Origin of the sequence: Sulfurimonas sp. (assembly GCF_023228785.1) — a bacterium.
Classification (GTDB): domain Bacteria; phylum Campylobacterota; class Campylobacteria; order Campylobacterales; family Sulfurimonadaceae; genus Sulfurimonas.
Map to the genome: position 1 here is coordinate 17,247 of NZ_JALOAN010000012.1, position 21,422 is coordinate 38,668.

Consider the following 21,422-nt stretch of genomic DNA (forward strand, 5'->3'; position numbering starts at 1 on the left):
ATGAGTAAGCCAAAATATGCGAGAATGAAATTTTACTGCGATGAGGATCTTTGTATCGACTGTAATGGTTGTGTTGTAGCTTGTAAAGAAGCGCATGAAGTCCCAGTTGGAGTAAATAGAAGAAAAGTTGTAACTATCAACGAAGGTATTGTAGGTAAAGAGATCTCTATATCTATGGCATGTATGCATTGTAGTGATGCACCATGTCAACAAGTTTGTCCAGTTGATTGTTTCTATATAAGAGTTGATGGTATAGTCCTTCACGATAAAGATAAGTGTATCGGTTGTGGATATTGTCTATTTGCTTGTCCTTTTGGCGCGCCTCAGTTCCCTCAAGATGGAGCTTTTGGTACAAAAGGTAAGATGGACAAGTGTACAATGTGTGCAGGTGGTCCTGAAGAGACTAATTCACCCGCAGAGTTTGATAAATATGGACAAAACAGAATTTCAGAAGGCAAAGTCCCAATGTGTGCATCTATGTGTTCAACTAAGGCGTTGTTAGTTGGAGATTCAACAGAAGTAGCAGCTATTAAAACATATAGATCTGTAGCTCATGGAAAAGGCATATCAACACAGTCTTACGGTTGGTAGGAGTAGATTATGCAAAGTAATACATTTTTTACTAGAAACAGAGCATATATACTTACCCTCTTAGGTTTAGGTGTCGTTGGTCTTATATTTGTTAGTTTTTTAATGATTATAGAGTGGGAGTACTTTTTAAAGTACCCCATCCATGTCCTCTTAACTGGAGATACTAGTGGAGTTTTAACTGAGCCAACTTCAAACTACCAAGCGATGGTAAATGCAGCTTTTGGTCCTAGTTATAATTCTATTGCTCCGGAGATTATTCGTGCGAGCAATGAGAGACAAGAGTTTATTTGGTGGGTATTTGTAGCAGAGATTGCGATCTTTTGTTTTATGTATGCGAAATACGGAAGAAAAGTTGCAACAGTTAGAGATCCAAACGATAAAGTTCAAGTTTTTTCTATCTTTCATAGAGCTGTGATTTGGTTAAACATTATCGTAATATCTGCTTTAATAATTACAGGCTTCAATATAACATGGGGTATGCGCTCAGGTGGTGGAGATATAGCATTTTTCCTTAGAGGTTCACATGAGATCTTAGGTCTTGTTTGGCTTCCTTTATGGTTTGCTATGACTCTTATCGCATTTAAAGATGCGAAGATTTTATTTAATAACTCTATAACTAAAAAGCTTATACTCAGAGGTGGTTATTCACCTATGAGAAGAGTTATATTTATAGTTTTTGTCATTATGGGAGCTGGTCTTTTACTTAGTGGTATAACTATTTGGTATATTCATCCAGATGCATATACTCATAGTGAGTTTATACAGCTAAAGAGAGCAATGATCTATCTTCATTTTGGAGCTAGTGTTTTAATGATGTTCTTCTTGATGGATTTTGTTTACTCGGTTATGATCGCAGTAAAAGGAAATCTTAAAGGTTTAGTAACAGGAAAGTATCCAAGAGAGCATCTTGAGCAATTAGCGCCAGATGTTTTAAAAGATATAGAAGAAAAAAGGTAGTCTGACATGACTAAGTTAATGACAAGCACAGAGATTCCACAACTACATCCTAACTTAGGTGATCACACTAAAAGAGTGATCATCGAAAGGTTTGATCTAGATGGAATTGACACATTTGAAGACTATGTTATAAAAGAACAAAGAGTTAAGTTTTTTCTAAATGGAGTAAAATTCCTCTCAGTTATGTGTATTGCGAAATATCAAGACGCACACATTGTAGGTTTTTTACTCTCAGAAGCTGTCATAAAGAGTCTTTATGATGTTAAGAGTCTAAAGGTTAGCGAAGATGGACTCAGCGTCTATGTAGATGCTGATATTTCACAAGAGGGTTATGATAATCTTTTTAAAGAAAAAACTCTAACATCAGGATGCTGTATTGGTGTAACTGGTAATGCAGAGGAGCTTTTTAAATGCTCATTTGTAAGTACAGATTACACTCTTAGTGCTGATGAGGCACTAAAAACTATGAGAGATTTTTCAAAGCCATCTGAACTATTTGATAACACTGGTTGTGTCCACAAAGCAAGACTTGTTTTAGAAGATGGTAGCTTTTTTGAGGCTGAAGATATAGGAAGGCACAACGCTATTGATAAGGTAGTTGGTCTTGCAACACTATCTAAAAAAAATATAGAGAGATCTGTTTTATACGCAAGTGGCCGACTCTCTATGGAGATGGTTGTAAAGTGTGTAATGCACAAGATCCCCATAGTAATATCTAAAGCCGCAGTTACATTTCAAGGTATAAAAGCCGCGAATGAGCACGGCATAACTCTTGTTGGATTTGCAAGAGGAAATAAGATGAATCTATATACTCATTCTGCTAGAATAGGAGTATAAGAAAAGTAGGTACTTCTCATTAGCTTCCCCTAGTTTAAGAGGAAGTACCTACTAAAAAAGAGGAAATATGCTACATCTAAATAGACTTCAATACAACTCACTTCAAACAATAGATCTCTCAAACTCACTCTCTCTAAATGCACTCAAAGAAAACCGAGAGTATGAAAAACTCTGCTTAGATTTTAAAGATAAATACAAACATAAGATGCTAAAAACATTCTCATTTTCAAAAGAGGGATTTTTAGGTCTTTTTCTTGAGTTAGATGCAAAGATTGCAATTAGTCTGGGTGAGAGCCAAGCTGTTGTTGAGGCTGGAATACTTTATGAAAAACTTGGGTTTAGTGTCAAATGGCTTGAGTTAAACAGAGATGGAAGTGTAGATCTATCGAACTTAAATGGTGTAGATTTTGTTTTTGTCTCTTCTTATGTAATGGATACCTTTGTAAAAACAGATCTAGGTCAAATTAAAAAGATTTCAGACGCTAAAATTATCTCAAATGCCTCTGCAAATTACAATGAAAATAGCGATGCGATCTATTTTGACTCTTACAAATTAACAGGCTTTGCTCTTAGTGGAGTTTTACTTTTTAATGATGAAATCTTCGATCTAATAAGCATAGGCTTTATGGACACTCTTGCTCTAAAGTTATGTTTTGATGCACTAAAGATCCAAAGCTTTAACTTTGAGTTAAAGGGCAAGTTTTTAAAAGAGTTAAAGAAGAGTTTTAAAGAAGATCTCTACTTTTTCGTAGATCCAAATAGTACGCTTGAGTACTCACTACATTTTGGACTAAAAGGCATAAAAGCAAGAGAATTTATAAGAACTTTAGCACTAAGTAAGATCTTCATTACAAATGGCGAGGGATGCTCACTAGGACTTGCAAAACCATCAAGAGTCATACAAGCTATGGGTTATAGTGAGACACAAAGTAGAAATAGTATAGAATTATCTTTTATGGATGAGATGAGCCAAGAGGAGATAGTGAGTATAGTAAAGACAATGCGTCTAAAATATACCCAGCTTATCTCTTTTAATGATTGATACGCAGCTTTAGGAAGCGATGCTTTAGCTTCGCCCTGTGGGTTTTGAATTAGTAAGCAGCTTTCAAATCCTTTCTACGAGGTTCATCGTGCAGAACGCCACAGGTTAGCGTTCCTAAAAACCTCGCTTCCGAAAAGATTTCTAACTAGATTCTCGCGTAATCAACACTCAAACAAGCATCAAGCTCTGAAAGTTCTTGCAGAGTCTTCTCATCGACGCCATCATCAACTAAGATAACAGCTAACGCTTCTGAATCTTGGTTTCTTGCTAGTGAGAAGTCTGCAATATTAACATTGTTCTTAGCTAGGGTTGAACCAATACTTCCAATAACACCTGGAACATCACTGTTTTTAAACAGAATCATATTACCCTTTAGTGCCACTTCAATATCAAAACCATCAATCGCAACTATACGCTTAACACCATCATCAAAGATAGTAGCGCTAATAGTTGTAGTTCCCTCAGATGTAGTTAGTTTAACTGTTATAAGGCTCTTAAATACAGATGAATCGCTAAGTTCTTCTGACTCTATCTTTATGCCTTTTTCTTTTGCAACAAATTCAGCATTTACATAGTTTATAGTATCACTTGAACTCTCACTCATAGCCCCTACTGCTACAAAGGTAGAGAGAGACTCAACATACTTAGCTATCTCGCCTTGTCCGCTAACTTTTATAGCTACGATTTGAGATTGATTGATCTGAGATGCCAAAAATCCTATCTTTTGTCCCATCTCTAAAAATGGTTTTACAAAAGGTGGGATTTTACTCTCATCTATTGGCAAGTTCATCGCATGAGCAAAGGAGATACCTTTAGCTGCTTCTATCGCATTTTGTGCAGCTTGAGTTCCAATGTTATACTGTGACTCATAAGTATTTGCACCTAAGTGTGGAGAGACTATGATGTTATCAAGATCTAAAAGAGGATGATCTGTAGCTGGCTCTTTGTTAAAAACATCTATACCCGCAAAACGGATTTTCTTAGATTTTAAACCATTATAGAGTGCTTCTTCATTGTAAAGACCACCTCTTGCACAGTTTACTAATACTACTCCATCTTTCATCTTAGCAATTTCTTCTTCATCTATCATGTTAAGAGTCTCTTTATTTTTAGGTGTATGAATTGTAATAATGTCACAAGCTAAAATATCTTCGAAGTTTTTAGTATAAGTCATATCAAGATCAGTAACTTTTGATGGGCTTACATATGGATCATAAGCGATGATATCCATCTCAAAAGATTTAGCTCTGATTGCTACACGAGAACCGATATTACCAAAACCAATAACACCTAATTTTTTGCCTTTCATCTCATAGCCATACCACTTCTCTCTTTTCCAAATTCTTTGGTTTTTAAGATGATCATGTGAATATGGAAACATTCTCATACATGAGAGCATATGAGCCATTGTAAGTTCCACTGCAGCTACTGTATTTGCAGTTGGCACATTCATAACTATGATGCCTTCTTTTGAACACCCCTCTATATCAACATTATCAACACCAACACCAGCACGCACTATTGCTTTCATGTTTTTAGCAGCTGCGATAAAAGCAGTATCTACATCAGTAGAACTTCTTGTTATTGCTACATCTGCACCAGCGATAATATCAAGAAGTTTTACCTTATCTTCATCAGCTGCCATTATTAAGTTGATGTTTTCATCATTTCTAAGCATCTCAAGACCAGCTTCATGAATATGATCGCAGACTACTATTGTATGTTTTTTACGACTTGGCATTTAGTGCCTCCCCAAATATAATTTTATATTTTAGCATTTATATATCTTCTTTGAAAAGCTCTATATTTGCTGATATTTGATAATTTTTCAAGACTCTAACTAAAGAGTTGAGTCTTGCTACATCTTTAGAGTAGATAAGCAACTCTACACTATTTTTGTCTCTCACAAGATAATATTTCAAGCTATGTTGTTTTAGCTCCTCTTTTAAGCAAAAGAGTTGATATGGATCTAAGAGTGGAGCTGAGAGTTTATATATAGTTTTACTAACTATCTTTTCATCTAAGTCTAGCTCTATAAAGACTTCATTAACAGGATAAAAATATCCTAACTTTTGGGTTTTTGAAAAATGATTTAACCAAACATCTTGAGGTTTTTTCTGCAAGACTTCACTTTTATGTCTAAGTGGTTGCCCATAGTTTTGTTCATGTGAAGGATTTATAGAGATAAGGAAAAAGATGATAAAAATGGCAACTCCAAGTGCTAAGACTGGAGTAAACCATTTTAATATTTTTTTCATCTTATTGGAATTTGTCTTTTATAAGGTCTCCTAGAGAGTTTGACGTCGTATCATTAATCTCATCTAAAAGTTCTTGATTTTTAATATAGTCTAGTTTTTTAACAGATAGACGAATACGGTCTCTTTTTGTGTCTATTACTGCGATTGCAGCTTCTATCTCTTGACCTACTTCTAGCTCTTCTTTTACAAGTGGAGCTAAATCTTCATCACGAATAAGTGCATCAACACCATCTTCTAAAGAGACAAATACACCAAACTCTTTGATATCGCGGATAGTTCCTTTAACAGCAGTGTTTACTCTATGGTTAGTTGCAAACTTATCAATAGGACTCTCTAGTAGAGTTTTGCGGTTAAGTGATATTTTTTGATCTTCTTCATTGATCTTAGCAATCTTAACTTCAACCTCTTCACCAACTTTTAAAACATCTTTACACTTCGTGTTTTTATCCCATGAGATATCTTGATTGTGAAGTAAGCCCTCTACTGAACCAACACGAACAAACGCACCAAAGTCAGTTAAAGATGTAACTTCACCAGTTACCACATCACCTTCACGGAAGTTTTTGATAAACTCATCAAATGGCTTTGGAAGTAGTCTCTTTAGTGAAACTCTAAGTTTATGAGTCTTAGGATTTATCTCAATAACTTCAACATCAATCTCTTGTCCTACTGTTAGGTAGTCATTTGGATTTTTAACATTTTTACTCCAAGTAATCTCTGAAATATGTAAGAAACCTTCTATGTCATTTCCTAAATCTACAAAAACACCATAAGCTTCAATGTTTGAGACTGTAACAGTGATAGTATCACCTTCATCTAACTCACTCTCAACTTCTGCCCATGGATCTGGTTGAACTGCTTTGATAGAAAGAGAAAGATGTCTTTTATCTTTATCATAAGAGATAGCTTTAACAGTTACAACATCTCCCTCTTTATAAAGTTTTGATGGATTAACTGGACCTTTATAGCTGATTTCATTATAGTGAACTAAACCATCAACACCACCAACATCTACGAACATTCCATAGCTAGTGATTTTTTTGATAGTTCCCTCAACTAATATATCATCTTCCATTAGTTTGTCAATGATCTCTTTTTTCTTTTTTCTCTCTTCGTTAAATAGCTTACGACGAGATACTACTATAGAGTTCTCTTCTGCATCAACTTTTACAACTTGTGCTTTTATTTTGCGACCAACTACTTCGTCAGTCTCTTTAAAAGCAGCAAGTGATCGAGGCATAAAGAAAGAAACATCATCAGCTTCTACTACATATCCACCACGATTTTTCTTAGTTATAACACCTTCGATAACTAAATCTTCAAAGTCTTCTTTGTGTGCATCAATAAAGTCAATAGTCTTTTGTAGCTCTAATACTTTTTTGTAAGAGATTTTAGGACGCTCATTGTAGTATCCCATAACCATTACTTTTATCTTATCGCCTGTATTAAACATCAAACTACCATCTTTTGAGCGGATCTCATCAAGGCTTATAATACCCTCTAACTTATCGCCAACACCTACCAATGCTCTATCTTCGTCTGCTTGAATCTCAACAATCTCACCCTCTACGATGCGACTTGATTCCTGCTGCTTTTCTGTTGCAGCAAACATCTCTGCAAAATTTTCTTCTTCTTCAAATGATTCGTTATCGAACGCCATTACCTATCCTCTTGTTACATAAAAATTGCGTGATTGTACCTTAATTATGTTTATTTTACTATAAATTTAGGAGTCTAGGTCTGAAGTTTTGATAATAAAGCTATTTGTTAACATTGTTTTGTATGGAGTTTACTACATTTTGGATAATCCAATCAGGTGTAGATGCACCAGCACTAATGCCACAAAACTCTTTATCTTTAAACCATTCGTAATCCAAATCATTTTCATCTTCTATGTGGTAACTAGATGGGCAAAAATCCTCTGAGATGCTAAAGAGTTGCTTTGTATTTGATGAATTTTTTCCACCGATGATAATCATAACATCAGCCCTCTTAGAGATCTTTCTAACTGCCTCTTGGTTTTCAAAAGTAGCATTACAGATGGTGTTAAAAACTCTTACTTCTTTATATCTTGGAATAAGATAGTTTGCAACTTCGAGATAATCTTCAACTCTTCTTGTAGTTTGAGCTACAAGTGCGACTCTCTCCTTTAGCTTTATATCTTCTAGATCTTTAGAGCAAGTTACAACTTTAGCCCCATGAATAGCATAACTTTTAACACCTTTGATTTCAGGATGAGCTTCGTCTCCAAAGATAACAATATCATAACCAGCCTCACTCATCTCTTGACAAATTTGTTGTGGTTTTGTTACATAGGGGCAAGTTGCATCTACAACATCGACTCTATTTTCTTTTAACTCTTCAAGTTCATTTTTTGGGATGCCGTGAGTACGTATAACTGCTTTATCACCTGTTTTAAAACTCTTATGATCATCTGTAAGACCTACTTTAAAGTCTCTCTCAAGTCTTGCTATCTCTTTTGAGTTATGGATAAGAGGCCCATAAGTAGCAGAGTTTTTATTCTCTTCTGCTATCTTAATAGCGCGTTTAACTCCAAAACAAAACCCATAATTTTCAGCTAGTTCAATTTTCATATTATTTGTCTCCTTTTCTTTAAACATAACTTCATCATTCTAAACTTGATTAAAAACTCTTGCTTCATCAGCCTGAACTTGATTCAGGATCTCCTTGGTGTCTTATTAGATTCCGTATCTAAATGAAACTTATCTCTTGCTTACTTAAATTCTACTTTGGTTATCTTTTGAAGTAGTTCAAAAAAGTTTGGAAAAGATGTGTTGATGCACTCTATATCAGTTACATTCATCCCACACCTAAGCCCTGCAATGATAAAGCTCATAGCGATTCTATGATCTCCATGGCTGTCAACTCTTGCACTCTTCATCTCGCCACCAACAACTTTGTATCCATCTTTGTACTCATGAACTTCTATGCCAGTTGCTCTCAATCCCTCAACTACGGTAGAGATTCTGTCACACTCTTTTACACGCAACTCCTCGGCATTTTTAATAAGACTCTCGCCCTCTGCAGATGCAAAAGCAATAGAGAGAGCTGGAAGCTCATCTATTAACCATGAGATATTATCTTCTACTACAATACCCTCAAGCGGAGCGTACTTTACATGTATATCGCCTATTGGTTCGTACTTATTATCAGTTAGTTTATAACTAATATCTGCACCCATTCTCTCAAGTGCTTTAAAAGCTTCTATACGAGTAGGATTTAACGTAACACCTTCTAAAACTATATTTGCATCTGGAGTAATAGCAGCAGCTACTGCAAAGAAAAAAGCACTTGATGGATCAGCTGGAACTCTTATACTTAGTGGAGACAATAGTTTTTTCATAGGAGTTATTATAGTTTTTAGCCCATCTATTTTTATATCCGCTCCCATGCCACTAAGCATTCTCTCAGTATGATCACGCGAGAGTTCTGGCTCGCTAAATGAGCAGACTCCATCAGCACTAAGAGCTGCTAAAATCATGCAAGATTTAACTTGTGCAGATGCAATTTTGCTCTCATAATCAAATGCCTTAAGTGTAGCTCCACGAATACTTAACGGTGCTAAATTTGACTCATCTCTACCATCTATCTTAGCACCAATTTTGCGCAGAGGCTCAGTTACTCTTTTCATAGGACGTTTACGCAAATATTTATCGCCACTTAAGATAAAGTGACCCTTTGCAGAGCTTAAAAGTCCACAAAAAAGCCTGATACCAGTTCCAGAGTTTCCACAATCTAAAATCTCGAAAGACTCTTTTATACCACTTGAAGTGATCTTAATAGTCTCTCCATCATCTTCAATTTTTGCACCAAGATTTTTAACAATCGCTAAAGAGTTTAGAGTGTCCTCAGCTCTTAAAAAGTTTTTTATCTCACTAGTTCCACTAGCCAACATTGCAAACATAGCACAGCGATGTGATATTGATTTATCAGATGCTATATTATCTATTTTAAGAGAAAAACTACCCGCACTGCTAACTATGACTTCTCTCATCTAAGTCCTACTTTCAACTCTTCATTTAGAGATTTTAAAATAGTCTCCATTGTTGATGTTATATCCTCTTCTTCTAATGTTTTTTCATTCGATTGAAGCACAAAACGAATAGAGAGACTCATGTTTTTGCCTAAAGTTTTATCACTATATTTATCTACTGGATAAAATCTTATAAGCTCTTTTGTTGCATTTTTCTCTATAACGCTCTTAACCTCTTCATACTTCATAGTTTTTGGCACTATGATGCTTAGATCTCTTATAGAAGATTGGTACTTTGATGATGCTTTTGCCGTTTTTAGTCCATAAGGAAGTTTAATAAAATCAAGCTCACAAAGGTAAGTAGACTCAAGGTCATAACTCTCTTGCACGCTAGGATGTAAGCGAAAAAGCTCTCCAATTATTTCATCATTTTGTATAACTGAAGCACATTGATATGTATGTGAAAGATTATGCTTAGTTTCGTGTTCTTTCAGCTCAAATTCACCTATAATATCTGAAATTTTTTGAGTAAAATGGGCAAAATCAATACTACGAGGTTTACCAGCATTTAAAAGAGTGTCTTTTTCTTTATCACCACTAAAGATAAAAGCCATCTTCAAAGATTCTTCTCTAGTTGGACTAAAGATGGATCCAACTTCAAATAGTTTTACGGAGTTTATGCCATTTTTAACATTATGTGATGCAGCTTTTAGAAGTCCAGTCATAAGCGTTGGTCTAAGAGTATCAAGAGTATTTACTATAGGATTTATGAGTTCTAACTCTTCATTAGTGGTCTCAAATCCACACTCTAGTAAAACTTTCTTCTCATCAAAAACAAAAGCAACATTTTCAAAAAAACCACTCTGCGCAGCTTTATGTCGGTAGATACTTCTTTTTTTGTATGCAAAATAATCATCTTGAAGCTTAGAAGACTCAGCAAAAACAAAAGGCTTTGAAGCGATATTATCGATCCCAACAAGGCGAACAATCTCTTCAACTATATCTTGTTTATGAGTGATATCATGGCGAAATCTAGGAACAGTTATAACAAAATTATCTTGTGATGATTTGTTTGTATCAAAGCCTAAGTTTCTCAGTATCTTAGTAATTCTAACTCGGTCTATCTTAGCGCCTATAATCTCTTCTATCTCTTTTTTTGTAACTGTAATAATTTTGTCTTCATAAGAGTCACAAAGTTCTATAGTTCCTCCATAAACAAGCGAAGAAGAGTATGTTTCTATCATATTTAAACAAAAATCAAGTCCTTGATTAAGCTCAGGTTCACTTCCTCTTGATGTTCTATAATACATCGGTCCAGACTCAATTTTTGATTCTTGCATTTTTTTAGAAATAATATCTGGTGGAATATAACTAGCTTCTATAAGCACCGTACGCTCTTCATCTTTTGCCTTAGATACATCTTCTTGTATGATCCCAATTGTTGAAGCTTTTTCAGCTCTTACGCTAGAGTATATACTAGCGTAAGAATTCTCATCTTTTTTAAGTTCAATCTTTGCAATAGATTCTCCATCACTAGAGAAAAATTCATACTTATAAGCTCTTAAAATAACACCACTACTATGTGTTACATAAAGCATTAATGACTCTATATCTGTACTTCTTGACTCTTCTATCTGAGCTAATCTTAGTTTCACAATAAGAGGAATAGTTAACTCTTTTATATCTACTGCTCTATAGCGAAGATTTACATCAAGTTGAGTTTCGTGTGAGAGGCTTAAAATTCGCCCTATTCCTACTCTTTTATCTTCATCTTCATTTATCAAAGTCTCTATAAGAGGTTTATCATAAGCTGCACTAAGATCTCTTGCAATACCTCTGATACTTAGACAATCTCCACGATTTGCAGTTAATTCTATCTCTATAAGATCATCGTTTAGTGCATCTATTGTACAAACTTCTTGACCTAGTTCATACACACCTATACTACTATCTAGCTCTAAGATACCATCATGTGCATCTTCAAGTCCTATCTCTGTAGCACTACAAATCATGCCCTCAGACTCAACACCGCGAAGCTTAACAGGCTTTATCACAACTCCACTTGGCATAACTGCACCGATAGTTGCAACTACAACATCCAGACCTGCTCTTACATTTGAAGCGCCACAAACAATTTGGCGGATACTAGTACCAATATCAACCTTGCAAACATTTAATTTATCAGCATCAGGATGCTTCTCGCACTCTAAAACTTTTCCGACTATTATTTTTTTAGCAATATTATAACTATGGATACGATCAACTTCTAAGCCTATAGAATTTAACTTTTTAGCCAAATCTTCAGTTGTGACAGCGCTAAGATCTATCCACTCATTTAACCAACTTCTTGTAACTATCATTGAAACTGCTCCAGCAACTTTATATCTCCCTCAAAGAGTGAACGAAGATCTCCAATCTGATGGATAAGCATAGCAAATCGCTCAACTCCCAAACCAAAAGCATAACCACTTACGTTGTTATACTTAACTGCCTTAAAAACATTTGGATCAACTATTCCACAGCCTAAGACCTCTAACCAACCTGTTTGAGAGCAGACTCTACAGCCTTCGCCTTTACAAAAAACACAAGAGATATCAACCTCTGCTGATGGCTCTGTAAAAGGGAAAAATGATGGACGAAAACGAACCTCGACATCACCAAACATATACTTCAAAAAATCTTCTAAAATATACTTTAAGTTAGCAAAAGATACTTTGCTCTCATCATCAACTAAAAGTCCCTCAACTTGGTGAAACATAGGAGTATGAGTAATATCATAATCACGGCGAAAAACAGCACCAGGAGCAATCATTCTGATGGGAGGTTTTTGAGCCATCATTGTTCTTATTTGAACAGGAGATGTATGAGTGCGAAGTAGCATCTCATCTTTAAAATAAAATGTATCTTGCATATCACGAGCTGGATGATATTTTGGCAAGTTTAGAGCTTCAAAGTTGTTAAAATCATCTTCTATCATATTGCCGGTTTTTACTTCAAAATTCATAGCACAAAAATACTCTACAATCTTATCCATTGTCTCCATAACAGGATGCAATGCCCCTATTTCACTCTGCGCACTAAACATTGAAACATCTATTGCCTCTGCTTGCATCGCTTTTTTTAACTCTGCTGTTTGCAAAGTTATCTTTTTTGCACTAAGTTCACTCATAAGAGAGTTTTTATGTGTGTTTAAATCTTTTGCTATTTTAGACTTTTCTTCACCCGTTGCATCTTTCATCTTAGCAAATTCTGCTGCTAAGACACCCTTTTTTCCAAATACACTGATGCGGATTTCTTCAAGAGCTTCAACACTCTTGACTTTGTTAATTTTATCATACCACTCTTTCAATAGAGTCTCCATAATCATAAGGCAAATACACCTCTTAAATTTTGAAATGATTATAGTCAATTATAATTTACATATAGCTTCATTTACCTGATTATGTGATATAATTTAATCTACACCCATAAAAATAAAAGGAAAAAAATGTGTATATTTTGTAAAATTGTAAAAAAAGAGTTACCCTCAAGTGTGGTATTAGAAAATGATAAATTTCTCGCTTTTCACGATATAAATCCAAAAGCTCCTGTTCATATTTTAGCAATTCCAAAAGCTCATGTTGATAGTTTTGATGAAGTTAGTAGTGAGACAATGGCTGGTATGACGGAGTTTATTCAAGAAGTAGTTAAAGTTGTAAAAATCCAAAAGAGTGGTTATAGAGTCATTACAAATATTGGTGAAAATGGCGCTCAAGAAGTTCCACACTTGCATTTTCACATCTTAGGTGGTGCAAGATTAAAATGGGGTCACTTCAGTGATGCAGATCCAAAAGGTCACTTCTAATATGTATAAAAATGCATTGGTTTTAATCTGCCTTTCATCTGCACTTTTAGCACAAGATATGCAAGATTACAAGAATCAACAAATGCAAAATTTTAAGTCTCAAACTACAGAATTTGAGACTTATAAAAAAACTCAAGAGAGTGAGTTTGATGCTTATGCAAAAGAGCAAAAAAAAGTTTATGATGAGTATAAAAAAGAACTTGGAGTTTTTTGGGATGATCCTAAACTCTCAACTCCTAAAAATTGGGTCTCTTATGAAGATGACAAAAAAACAAGAACAGATGTTGACTTTGAAAAAGAGACCATAACCATAGAAGCAATCGCAAAAAATCCAGAAGAAGCAAAGGAAAAACTCCAACTTGCCCTTGCAAAAGCCATAATAGTAGATACTAAAACTGTCCAAGAGAGTGACCCTTTAGAGTTGGAGCTTAAAAAGATAAAAAAACCATCAGGAGTTGTAGATGCAAAAGTCAAAGCTGAGCCTATCCTCTCAACTGTAGTTTTTGATAAAAGTCCTACGCAAAATGATGTAAAAAAATATGTGCAAACACATGTGCAAAACAAAGATATAAAAGTAAAGCAATCATCTAAGATAGAAGATGCCAAAGTTTACACTTTAAATGTAGCACTTCCAAAAGACACTATGGTTAAACGCTCAAAAGTTTATTATGATGATGTAGTAAAACATGCAGATAAACAAAAACTTCCAGCATCCTTAGTTTTTGCAGTTATGCAAACTGAGAGCAGTTTTAACCCAAGAGCCAGATCTCACATCCCAGCCTATGGCCTGATGCAAATAGTTCCTAAATCTGCTGGAATTGATACTTATAAATTTTTATATAATGAGAAAAAACTTGTAAGTGGAAGTTATCTATACAACAGCACTAACAATATCACAATGGGAAGTGCTTATCTTCACATTCTATACTATAGATATTTAAAAGATATAAAAGATCCAACAAGCAGACTTTACTGCACAATCGCAGCTTACAATACTGGTGCTGGAAATATTGCATGGGCTTTTACAAAGACACACAACATGAAAAAAGCAGCCCCACTTATAAACAACAAAACACCTGAGGAAGTTTACAACAAACTTTTAAAAGATTTGAGATATGATGAGCCTAAACACTACTTAAAAAGAGTAAACTCTAGAATGGGTTCTTACCATAAACTTTATGGTATTTAGTAGATCTACGAGTTTAAACACTACTATAAGTGCAGAGCAAAAACTTCGCACTTATGTATAAAGAGATATTTAAAATAAACTTTTAAAATTTTCGCCCCACTCTCTTTTTTGCATAGCATATGAGAACTCATAAGCTATTACCATTAATACCGATGTTGCTAATAAAACTACTGCCATTTCTAACATTATGAACTCCTTTGTATCTGTTCTAATATCTTAGAGTATAAAGGTCTTAAATGTTAAAAGTATGGCAATTTGTCATGAAATTTGTTTATTTTGTTAAAATCAAGATGGACAAGACTCAATTTCACCCATATCTATACTTGAACCACCACCTGAAATCATCTGCTCATTTTGGCAAATTAGTTTTGAGTTGTGAGTGATAGTGTAAGATATTGCAGTTGAATCTCTAATAGTATTTATAGTTGAGCAGTAAGTCTCCAAAGATGCCATAACCCACCTCTTAGCCAATAAATCATCTCCATCAGAATCAAAACTATACGATAGATGTAAGGTGTTAAATTTACAAGGATGAGATTCATTTCTTACAACCTCTCCATCTACAACTAAATTTGTTACTGTTTTATCTTGATTTTTAGGAATTAAAACTATATCTGATGCACTACATGAGATGATTCCAGCTAAAAAATACTCTATAGGAGAGATAATCGGGCAATCAATTATAAAACTACTCTTTGAAGTCTTAGCTTCAAACTTCATGCCATCTTTGTGTGAAATAGTTACTTTCATTTCATATTCTCCTTTAAAAAAGTTTTAAAAAACTCTAACTGCTCTTTTGTTCTTATAGTTGAAGTTCCACCAGCAGATGTTCTTGCATTCATAGAGTTTTTAAGTATGAGATATTCTAAAACATCTTCATCTATTCTTGCATCGATCTCTTTTAAATATTTAAACTCTATATCACTTAGATCAATGCTTAGCTCCTCAGCTTTTGCAACTGCTCGACCTGTTATAAAGTGAGCTTCACGAAATGGTATAGCGCATTTCTCAACCAGATAATCAGCCAAATCAGTAGCAGCTAAGTGTCCAACAGAACAAGCACTTCTCATGTTGTGAGCTTTTACTTCCATAGTTTTTATAGCTTCTTTTAAAATTTCTAATGAAATCAAAGCAGTCTCTACTGAGTCAAAAACACCCTCTTTATCTTCTTGAGTATCTTTGTTATAAGCTAGAGGAAGTCCTTTCATAACTGTTAGAAGTCCCATTAAAGAACCATAAACACGACCAGTTTTTCCGCGAAGAAGTTCTGGAACATCAGGATTTTTCTTTTGTGGCATGATAGAAGAGCCAGTTGAGTACTCATCGCTAAGTTCAACAAAAGCAAACTCATAACTAGACCACATAACAAGTTCTTCACTAAGTCTTGATATGTGCATCATCATAGTTGAGATGTTAAAGAGGATCTCTAAGGCAAAATCTCTATCACTTACAGTATCTAAACAGTTCACACTCACACTATCAAAGTCTAGAAGTTTTGCTGTCATATCTCTATCGATTTTATGCGGAGTTCCGGCTAAGGCTGCACATCCAAGAGGTGAGACATTGCATCTCTTGTATGAATCTTCAAATCTCTCAATATCTCGCTTAAACATAGCAAGATATGCACCTAGATGAAAGCCAAAGTTTGTAGGTTGAGCGTGTTGGAGATGTGTCATGCCAGGGATAAGTGTCTCTGTATGCTCATTTGCTACAACTAAGATCTCACTCATAAGAAGTTTTAGAGCATCTACTATGTCCAGATTTCGCTTTAATACCCAGCGACGAAAATCGACTGCAACTTGATCGTTTCTACTTCTTGCAGTGTGGAGTTTTTTCCCAGCATCGCCAACAATAGCAGTTAAACGCTTTTCAATCCCCATATGCAGGTCTTCATCATGGATACTCCAAACAAACTCACCTGATTCTATCTCTGCTTTTACTTGTGCTAAGCCATCTGTTATTTGAGTTAATTCTTCTTTAGTTAGTATATTTTGATGTGTTAGCATCTGCGCGTGAGCTAGTGAGCCTTCTATATCTTCGATATAGAGTTTTCTATCATACATGATTGAAGCATTAAACTCATCTAATAGGTTTGACGTGCTAGCTAAAAAGCGCCCTGACCACATTTTTTTCATTTATATTCCTTGACTTTGCAGTAGATTTTCTTGTTGAAATAAGTTTTGTATTTTATCTAAAATATTTGAATTAAAAATGAAGGCTAGTTACAAGCAGGAACATTCCCACTATCTTTGGCATATTCTAATAAAAAATCTTCTAAATGTTTTGTTTTTTTAGTATAAGAAGAACTTTTGAAGTATTCCCACGATTTTTTTGCTTTTTCATCTTTAAGATGAACATATGCTAACTCTTTTCCATTATCTAGCATAAGCGTTTCCCATTCATAAGTTGTTTTACTAGAAACAAATGCTCGTCTTAGATTATGGCATTGCACACATTTTTTTATAAAAATCTTTTGTCCCTTATAAACTGCAGCATTTGCATAAGAAGAGAAGATAAGGGTTATTGTAAGAGCTACAAAGATTTTTTTCATAAAACAACCTTAAGTATAATTGTAGCTATGTTACATTAGAAGATATTACAAAAAGCTTATAAAAATTTCTACTCATTTTTTATTACTAAAAACTACAGTTGAAATTTTTTATTTAACTTTTCATCTAAATCCCACAAACCTCTTTTTTTAAGGGATTCAACGACATTTTGTGTACAATCTACATCATCTGGCCACTCTCTTGTAAAGTCATCTATTTGGCTCTTATTTGTACCATCGATTCCAACCATAAGTCCAGATATAAATATATCTCTTTGTGCATCCATATTATTTGTCACACGCCAAACTAGCATATATGGGTTCATAATATCATTTTTCTTCTCATCTACAAATACTACTATTCTTATGTTTGGACTAAGCTCTATTAGTGCATCAAAATAGTGTTTTGCACTCTTTGTTTTATTTACACCAATTACGGTGATAGGATTTTTTGTTCGTCTCATATATTGGTGAACTGATGAAGCATCAGGAATCAACTCTTTTATTTTTACAAGTAACTCTTCATCACCAAAAAGATGTGGAGCTTCAACCTTATTTGCAGCAGTTGCATCTATACCCAATTTTCCACCAACAAGATTTTCTGGAGATGAGTGATCTAGTGCATCTAATACACCCTCAGATATAAAAAGAGACTTAGGAGCAAATCTATCTAAAATATATGAAACTAATGTCTCATAGTTTTCTAATTTAGGAGCATTTTCATCTAAGAATATAGCATGCTTTACAAAACTCATCTGTCCTGTACCCCAAAAAGCGTGCATAAATTGTTTTGCATGACCTTTATAGAGCGGTTGCATCTTAGCGAGTATTAGGTTGTGAAAACCAGCATTTTCTGGCATATGATAGTCTATTAAAGCGGGTACGGTAGTCTTTAAAAGTGGAAAGAAAATCTTTCCTGTAGCCCAACCCATATATTTATCTTCTAGTGGTGGCTTACCAACAACTGTTGCTAAGTAAGTAGGTTTTTTTCTTGTGGTTATCGCACTCACCTGCATAACAGGATACGGATCTGCCAGCGTATAGTAACCAGTATGATCTCCAAAAGGTCCTTCAATTCGCAACTCTTCTGTATCTACCCAACCCTCTATTACATAATCAACATCTTGTGGAATATACAGAGGTGTTGTTAAAGATTTAACCAACTTTACTTGTTTTTTAGTGATGAGTCCATACATTAAAAGCTCATTTACTCCATAAGGTAGAGGTGCCGTAGCACACCAAGTATAGAGTGGATCTCCACCTATTGCAATAGTTACTGGCATCTTTTTCCCAGCTTTTTGGTACTGATCAAAAAAGTGAGACGAATCTTTGTGTATCTGCCAATGCATACCTAGATGATCTTTATCATAAACTTGAAGTCTATACATTCCAACATTTACTAAACTACCATCAAAGCTTTGTGTATAAACTTGTGCCATAGTTATAAAAGGACCACCATCTTGCTCCCAAGTCGTTAAAACTGGAATTTTGTAGAGATCTATATCATCATTCATATACACGACTTCTTGACAAGCACCTTTTTTATTGGTCTTCTTTGGAAAAATATTCTTTAATGAAAAAAGCTCACCTGCCATCGAAATTTTATCCATAAATCCTGCCGGTGGTTTCATATGTAGAAGTTTTGTAATCTCATCCGCAACTGATTCTATAGTTCTTCCAAAGAGAAGTTCACTTCTTTTATATGAGCCAAAAAGATTCATAAGGATAGGTTCATCAAATTTTTTACTGTTTTTTTTATCAACTACATTTGTAAAAAGAATGGCTTTACCACCATCTTTTTTCTTAACTTCTGCATATGCCAAATGTGGGATCTCAAGATATATATCTAGTTCATCCTCAATAATTCTTAACTCATCGTGCGTCTTTAATAACTCTATAGTTTTATGCATTTTTTGTCTCCTTTTTAAAAGAAGTAAATTCTTTTAAAATTCGCCTCTCGGCGAGAATCATATTTTATTTTATAATCTTTGTGGCATCTCATCTTTAAACGCATGTTTTTGTGCATCTTCGAGCAATTGTATTGCTCCATTATCTATCATTTTCTTAGCCATCTCTAGACCTAAGTTTTGACTCTCTTTAAGATCTACTATAAGTTTTTCTTGCATGATTTTTGTTCCATCACTAAAGCCTATCATAGTTCTAAATATTACTTTATTATTTTCAACTACGGCATTACAAGCAACTGGTGCTGAACATCCTGCTCCTATTTTAGAAATAAAATCTCTCTCTATTTGCGTACAAATATAAGTCTCTTCATCATTTAAGCTTTTTGCGATCTCTCTTACTTTTTCATCCCCACAAACTATCTCAATTCCAAGAGCAGCTTGTCCCATAGGCGGTATCATCATATCTAGAGATAGTTTATCTTTAAATGGGATATCTTTTAGTAGATCTAGTCTATGTAAACCTATGTAAGCTAATATAATGGCATCGTATTGCCCCTCTTGTAACTTTCTTAGTCTCGTGTTTACATTTCCTCGTAAGTCTTTTACTTTTAGATCTGGTCGTTCGCAGAGGAGTTGCATTCTTCGTCTTAGACTTGTTGTCCCAACTACCGCACCCTTTGGTAAATCGCTTAAATTTTTATATTTATGAGATAAAAAAACATCACTTTGGTCTTGTCTTTGCGTAACTGCAACTAACTCCAAACCGTCTGGGATATAAGTCGGTACATCTTTTAGAGAATGAACTGCCATATGAGCTTCAGAGGCTAGCATTGCATCTTCTAACTCTTTTGTAAAGTGACCTTTCCCACCGATTAGAGCTAATGGCTTGTCTAAAACTTTATCACCATTACTTACTATTTTATTTAACACAACTTCTATATCTGGATATTTCTCTTCTATTCTTGCTTTAACATGATAAGCCTGCCAAAGGGCTAGATCTGAGACTCTAGTGGCGATTACTAACTTTTTCATATATCTACTTTACTTTTTGGTATTTTATTTTTGTTTTATCTATCTTATCATCAAAGAACATTGTTGGAGTTCCATTTACCATTAACTCATTTGCTATTTTCATATCACTAGCATAGTGATCTTGTACAGCTTTTGACTTTATATCTTGAAGCGTTATATTAGTTTTCATAGTTTTATTAAATGCTGCAAGAATTTTATTCTCATCACTCTCTCTTGGATCTACTTCAACTTTATAAACTCTCATAACTACATCTTTTTCACCCTTTAACTCAGCTGCAGTTGTGGCTTTTACAAGGGTAAGAGCTGCTGGATGCAAAGATTCTAATGGAAAGTGATAGTAATACAGAGCAAACTTTTTTGGATCTTTTTTCATATGCTCTATTGCTTTTGGGACAAAGTCTCTACAAAATGGACAGAGTGGATCTGAGAAAATTGCTACTCTATGAGTTGCATTAGCATTTCCATATATAAGGTTTTGCTTTTTGTAGTGAGTTAATTCAAAAGATGGAGATACCGAGTCTTTTAAAGATTTCCCCGTTTTTAAATCTATTAGATCTGGCGAGATTGTAGTTCCATTTGAGAACCAAATCATCTTTTGGTTGACATCTCTACTACCAGTTTTATCTTTTACACTGGCATCTACATTTAGTATAAAAGCACTCCAACCATCAACTTGCTGTAGCTTAATTTTTTTGTGAACTTTTACATCTAGTTTTAGAATATTTGGGTTAGCAGAAAATGACTTTGTTAAAAAAGCTTCCATCTCCGCGTTTGTATTTGCATTTAAAAAACTACTTACTATCAGGGTGCTTAGTAATAACTTCAACATCAATGACATCTGAATCCTTTTTTATATTTTTTTGTATATCTTCACTATTATACTTGCCTGAGGATTGTACATTATAACGGTTAACAAGCATACTCGTAAAGACACTAAACTGCATTAAAGCACCTATTATATCTGTCATAAATCCTGGCAGTATTAGCAAAAAAGCACCTATTATTGTAAAGAGGTTAAGCTTTTGAAACTCTTGTAGATCTATCGCATTGTAAGAGACTGCTGTGATATTTTGAAAAAGAGTCTCTCTGAAGTTAAGAAGTATAAGAATACCAATAAGAGCAGTTATAACTATCTCAAAAAAAGTAAAAAGTCCACCAATAGTTGAAGATATATTTACAGAGATCAAGACTTCTAAAAAAAGATATATTAAAAAATAAATCAT

Annotated in this window: 20 protein-coding genes; 6 read left to right on the forward strand and 14 right to left on the reverse strand. The window is 34.5% G+C overall.

Features of this window, described 5'->3' with window-relative positions:
• From fdh3B to M0Q24_RS04575, 4 genes are all read left to right on the forward strand, one after another.
• Complete coding sequence (gene fdh3B / locus M0Q24_RS04560; RefSeq protein ID WP_295047856.1) at nt 1-591, forward strand: formate dehydrogenase FDH3 subunit beta; 591 nt, start codon at nt 1-3, stop codon at nt 589-591.
• Nucleotides 592-600: 9 nt separating this feature from the next.
• Complete coding sequence (locus tag M0Q24_RS04565) at nt 601-1,548, forward strand: cytochrome b/b6 domain-containing protein (protein WP_295047858.1); 948 nt, start codon at nt 601-603, stop codon at nt 1,546-1,548.
• Between the two features lie 6 nt (nt 1,549-1,554).
• Nucleotides 1,555-2,385 carry a formate dehydrogenase accessory sulfurtransferase FdhD gene (gene fdhD / locus M0Q24_RS04570; RefSeq protein WP_295047860.1) on the forward strand — a complete coding sequence of 277 codons (831 nt, stop codon included), beginning with the start codon at nt 1,555-1,557 and terminating at the stop codon, nt 2,383-2,385.
• Between the two features lie 67 nt (nt 2,386-2,452).
• Nucleotides 2,453-3,427 (forward strand): cysteine desulfurase, encoded by a 975-nt coding sequence (locus tag M0Q24_RS04575; RefSeq protein ID WP_295047862.1) that lies wholly within the window; start codon nt 2,453-2,455, stop codon nt 3,425-3,427.
• Nucleotides 3,428-3,572: 145 nt separating this feature from the next.
• On the opposite strand, the gene serA is transcribed toward M0Q24_RS04575, so the two are convergent.
• The 7 genes from serA to pheS all read right to left on the reverse strand — a co-directional run bounded on the left by serA (nt 3,573) and on the right by pheS (nt 13,028).
• A complete protein-coding gene (gene serA / locus M0Q24_RS04580) occupies nt 3,573-5,168 on the reverse strand; it encodes a phosphoglycerate dehydrogenase (protein WP_295047864.1) in 1,596 nt (531 codons plus the stop codon).
• A 37-nt stretch (nt 5,169-5,205) separates the two neighbouring features.
• Complete coding sequence (locus M0Q24_RS04585) at nt 5,206-5,685, reverse strand: hypothetical protein (RefSeq protein ID WP_295047866.1); 480 nt, start codon at nt 5,683-5,685, stop codon at nt 5,206-5,208.
• Between the two features lies 1 nt (nt 5,686).
• A complete protein-coding gene (locus M0Q24_RS04590; protein WP_295047868.1) occupies nt 5,687-7,345 on the reverse strand; it encodes a 30S ribosomal protein S1 in 1,659 nt (552 codons plus the stop codon).
• Nucleotides 7,346-7,445: 100 nt separating this feature from the next.
• On the reverse strand, nt 7,446-8,279 hold the full coding sequence (locus M0Q24_RS04595; RefSeq protein ID WP_295047870.1) for a 4-hydroxy-3-methylbut-2-enyl diphosphate reductase: 834 nt from the start codon (nt 8,277-8,279) through the stop codon (nt 7,446-7,448).
• A gap of 140 nt (nt 8,280-8,419) precedes the next feature.
• Nucleotides 8,420-9,700, reverse strand: a complete 1,281-nt coding sequence (gene aroA / locus M0Q24_RS04600; RefSeq protein ID WP_295047872.1) for a 3-phosphoshikimate 1-carboxyvinyltransferase — start codon at nt 9,698-9,700, stop codon at nt 8,420-8,422.
• A complete protein-coding gene (pheT, locus tag M0Q24_RS04605; RefSeq protein WP_295047874.1) occupies nt 9,697-12,039 on the reverse strand; it encodes a phenylalanine--tRNA ligase subunit beta in 2,343 nt (780 codons plus the stop codon). The genes aroA and pheT overlap by 4 nt, the downstream gene beginning before the upstream one ends.
• Nucleotides 12,036-13,028: a phenylalanine--tRNA ligase subunit alpha gene (pheS, locus tag M0Q24_RS04610; RefSeq protein WP_295047876.1), complete on the reverse strand. Its 993-nt coding sequence runs from the start codon at nt 13,026-13,028 to the stop codon at nt 12,036-12,038. Before pheS ends, pheT begins: the two co-directional genes overlap by 4 nt.
• 108 nt (nt 13,029-13,136) lie before the next feature.
• On the opposite strand from pheS, the gene M0Q24_RS04615 reads away from it, so the two are divergent.
• Nucleotides 13,137-13,523, forward strand: coding sequence for a histidine triad nucleotide-binding protein (locus tag M0Q24_RS04615; RefSeq protein ID WP_295047952.1), 387 nt, complete (start codon nt 13,137-13,139; stop codon nt 13,521-13,523).
• Between the two features lies 1 nt (nt 13,524).
• Nucleotides 13,525-14,712, forward strand: a complete 1,188-nt coding sequence (locus M0Q24_RS04620; protein WP_295047879.1) for a murein transglycosylase domain-containing protein — start codon at nt 13,525-13,527, stop codon at nt 14,710-14,712.
• 285 nt (nt 14,713-14,997) lie between these two features.
• Here M0Q24_RS04620 and M0Q24_RS04625 read toward each other — a convergent pair whose 3' ends face one another.
• From M0Q24_RS04625 to M0Q24_RS04655, 7 genes are all read right to left on the reverse strand, one after another.
• Nucleotides 14,998-15,462, reverse strand: coding sequence for an OsmC family protein (locus tag M0Q24_RS04625; RefSeq protein ID WP_295047881.1), 465 nt, complete (start codon nt 15,460-15,462; stop codon nt 14,998-15,000).
• Nucleotides 15,459-16,847, reverse strand: coding sequence for an argininosuccinate lyase (argH, locus tag M0Q24_RS04630; protein ID WP_295047883.1), 1,389 nt, complete (start codon nt 16,845-16,847; stop codon nt 15,459-15,461). Before argH ends, M0Q24_RS04625 begins: the two co-directional genes overlap by 4 nt.
• An 83-nt stretch (nt 16,848-16,930) precedes the next feature.
• A complete protein-coding gene (locus tag M0Q24_RS04635) occupies nt 16,931-17,263 on the reverse strand; it encodes a cytochrome C (protein WP_295047885.1) in 333 nt (110 codons plus the stop codon).
• A gap of 92 nt (nt 17,264-17,355) precedes the next feature.
• Nucleotides 17,356-19,170: a menaquinone biosynthesis decarboxylase gene (locus tag M0Q24_RS04640; RefSeq protein WP_295047888.1), complete on the reverse strand. Its 1,815-nt coding sequence runs from the start codon at nt 19,168-19,170 to the stop codon at nt 17,356-17,358.
• A gap of 69 nt (nt 19,171-19,239) precedes the next feature.
• Nucleotides 19,240-20,199, reverse strand: coding sequence for a hydroxymethylbilane synthase (gene hemC / locus M0Q24_RS04645; RefSeq protein ID WP_295047890.1), 960 nt, complete (start codon nt 20,197-20,199; stop codon nt 19,240-19,242).
• Nucleotides 20,200-20,203: 4 nt separating this feature from the next.
• Entirely contained in the window at nt 20,204-21,037 is an 834-nt protein-coding gene (locus M0Q24_RS04650) for a thioredoxin domain-containing protein (RefSeq protein ID WP_295047891.1), read from the reverse strand.
• Complete coding sequence (locus M0Q24_RS04655) at nt 20,991-21,422, reverse strand: FxsA family protein (protein ID WP_295047893.1); 432 nt, start codon at nt 21,420-21,422, stop codon at nt 20,991-20,993. The genes M0Q24_RS04650 and M0Q24_RS04655 overlap by 47 nt, the downstream gene beginning before the upstream one ends.

Excerpts from the sequence above, each read along its gene's own strand:
- fdh3B (WP_295047856.1), top strand. The coding sequence starts at position 1 with ATGAGTAAGCCAAAATATGCGAGAATGAAATTTTACTGCGATGAGGAT.
- M0Q24_RS04565 (WP_295047858.1), top strand. The coding sequence starts at position 601 with ATGCAAAGTAATACATTTTTTACTAGAAACAGAGCATATATACTTACC.
- fdhD (WP_295047860.1), top strand. The coding sequence starts at position 1,555 with ATGACTAAGTTAATGACAAGCACAGAGATTCCACAACTACATCCTAAC.
- M0Q24_RS04575 (WP_295047862.1), top strand. The coding sequence starts at position 2,453 with ATGCTACATCTAAATAGACTTCAATACAACTCACTTCAAACAATAGAT.
- serA (WP_295047864.1), bottom strand. The coding sequence starts at position 5,168 with ATGCCAAGTCGTAAAAAACATACAATAGTAGTCTGCGATCATATTCAT.
- M0Q24_RS04585 (WP_295047866.1), bottom strand. The coding sequence starts at position 5,685 with ATGAAAAAAATATTAAAATGGTTTACTCCAGTCTTAGCACTTGGAGTT.
- M0Q24_RS04590 (WP_295047868.1), bottom strand. The coding sequence starts at position 7,345 with ATGGCGTTCGATAACGAATCATTTGAAGAAGAAGAAAATTTTGCAGAG.
- M0Q24_RS04595 (WP_295047870.1), bottom strand. The coding sequence starts at position 8,279 with ATGAAAATTGAACTAGCTGAAAATTATGGGTTTTGTTTTGGAGTTAAA.
- aroA (WP_295047872.1), bottom strand. The coding sequence starts at position 9,700 with ATGAGAGAAGTCATAGTTAGCAGTGCGGGTAGTTTTTCTCTTAAAATA.
- pheT (WP_295047874.1), bottom strand. The coding sequence starts at position 12,039 with ATGATAGTTACAAGAAGTTGGTTAAATGAGTGGATAGATCTTAGCGCT.
- M0Q24_RS04620 (WP_295047879.1), top strand. The coding sequence starts at position 13,525 with ATGTATAAAAATGCATTGGTTTTAATCTGCCTTTCATCTGCACTTTTA.
- M0Q24_RS04625 (WP_295047881.1), bottom strand. The coding sequence starts at position 15,462 with ATGAAAGTAACTATTTCACACAAAGATGGCATGAAGTTTGAAGCTAAG.
- argH (WP_295047883.1), bottom strand. The coding sequence starts at position 16,847 with ATGAAAAAAATGTGGTCAGGGCGCTTTTTAGCTAGCACGTCAAACCTA.
- M0Q24_RS04635 (WP_295047885.1), bottom strand. The coding sequence starts at position 17,263 with ATGAAAAAAATCTTTGTAGCTCTTACAATAACCCTTATCTTCTCTTCT.
- M0Q24_RS04640 (WP_295047888.1), bottom strand. The coding sequence starts at position 19,170 with ATGCATAAAACTATAGAGTTATTAAAGACGCACGATGAGTTAAGAATT.
- hemC (WP_295047890.1), bottom strand. The coding sequence starts at position 20,199 with ATGAAAAAGTTAGTAATCGCCACTAGAGTCTCAGATCTAGCCCTTTGG.
- M0Q24_RS04650 (WP_295047891.1), bottom strand. The coding sequence starts at position 21,037 with ATGTCATTGATGTTGAAGTTATTACTAAGCACCCTGATAGTAAGTAGT.
- M0Q24_RS04655 (WP_295047893.1), bottom strand. The coding sequence starts at position 21,422 with ATGATTTATTTTTTAATATATCTTTTTTTAGAAGTCTTGATCTCTGTA.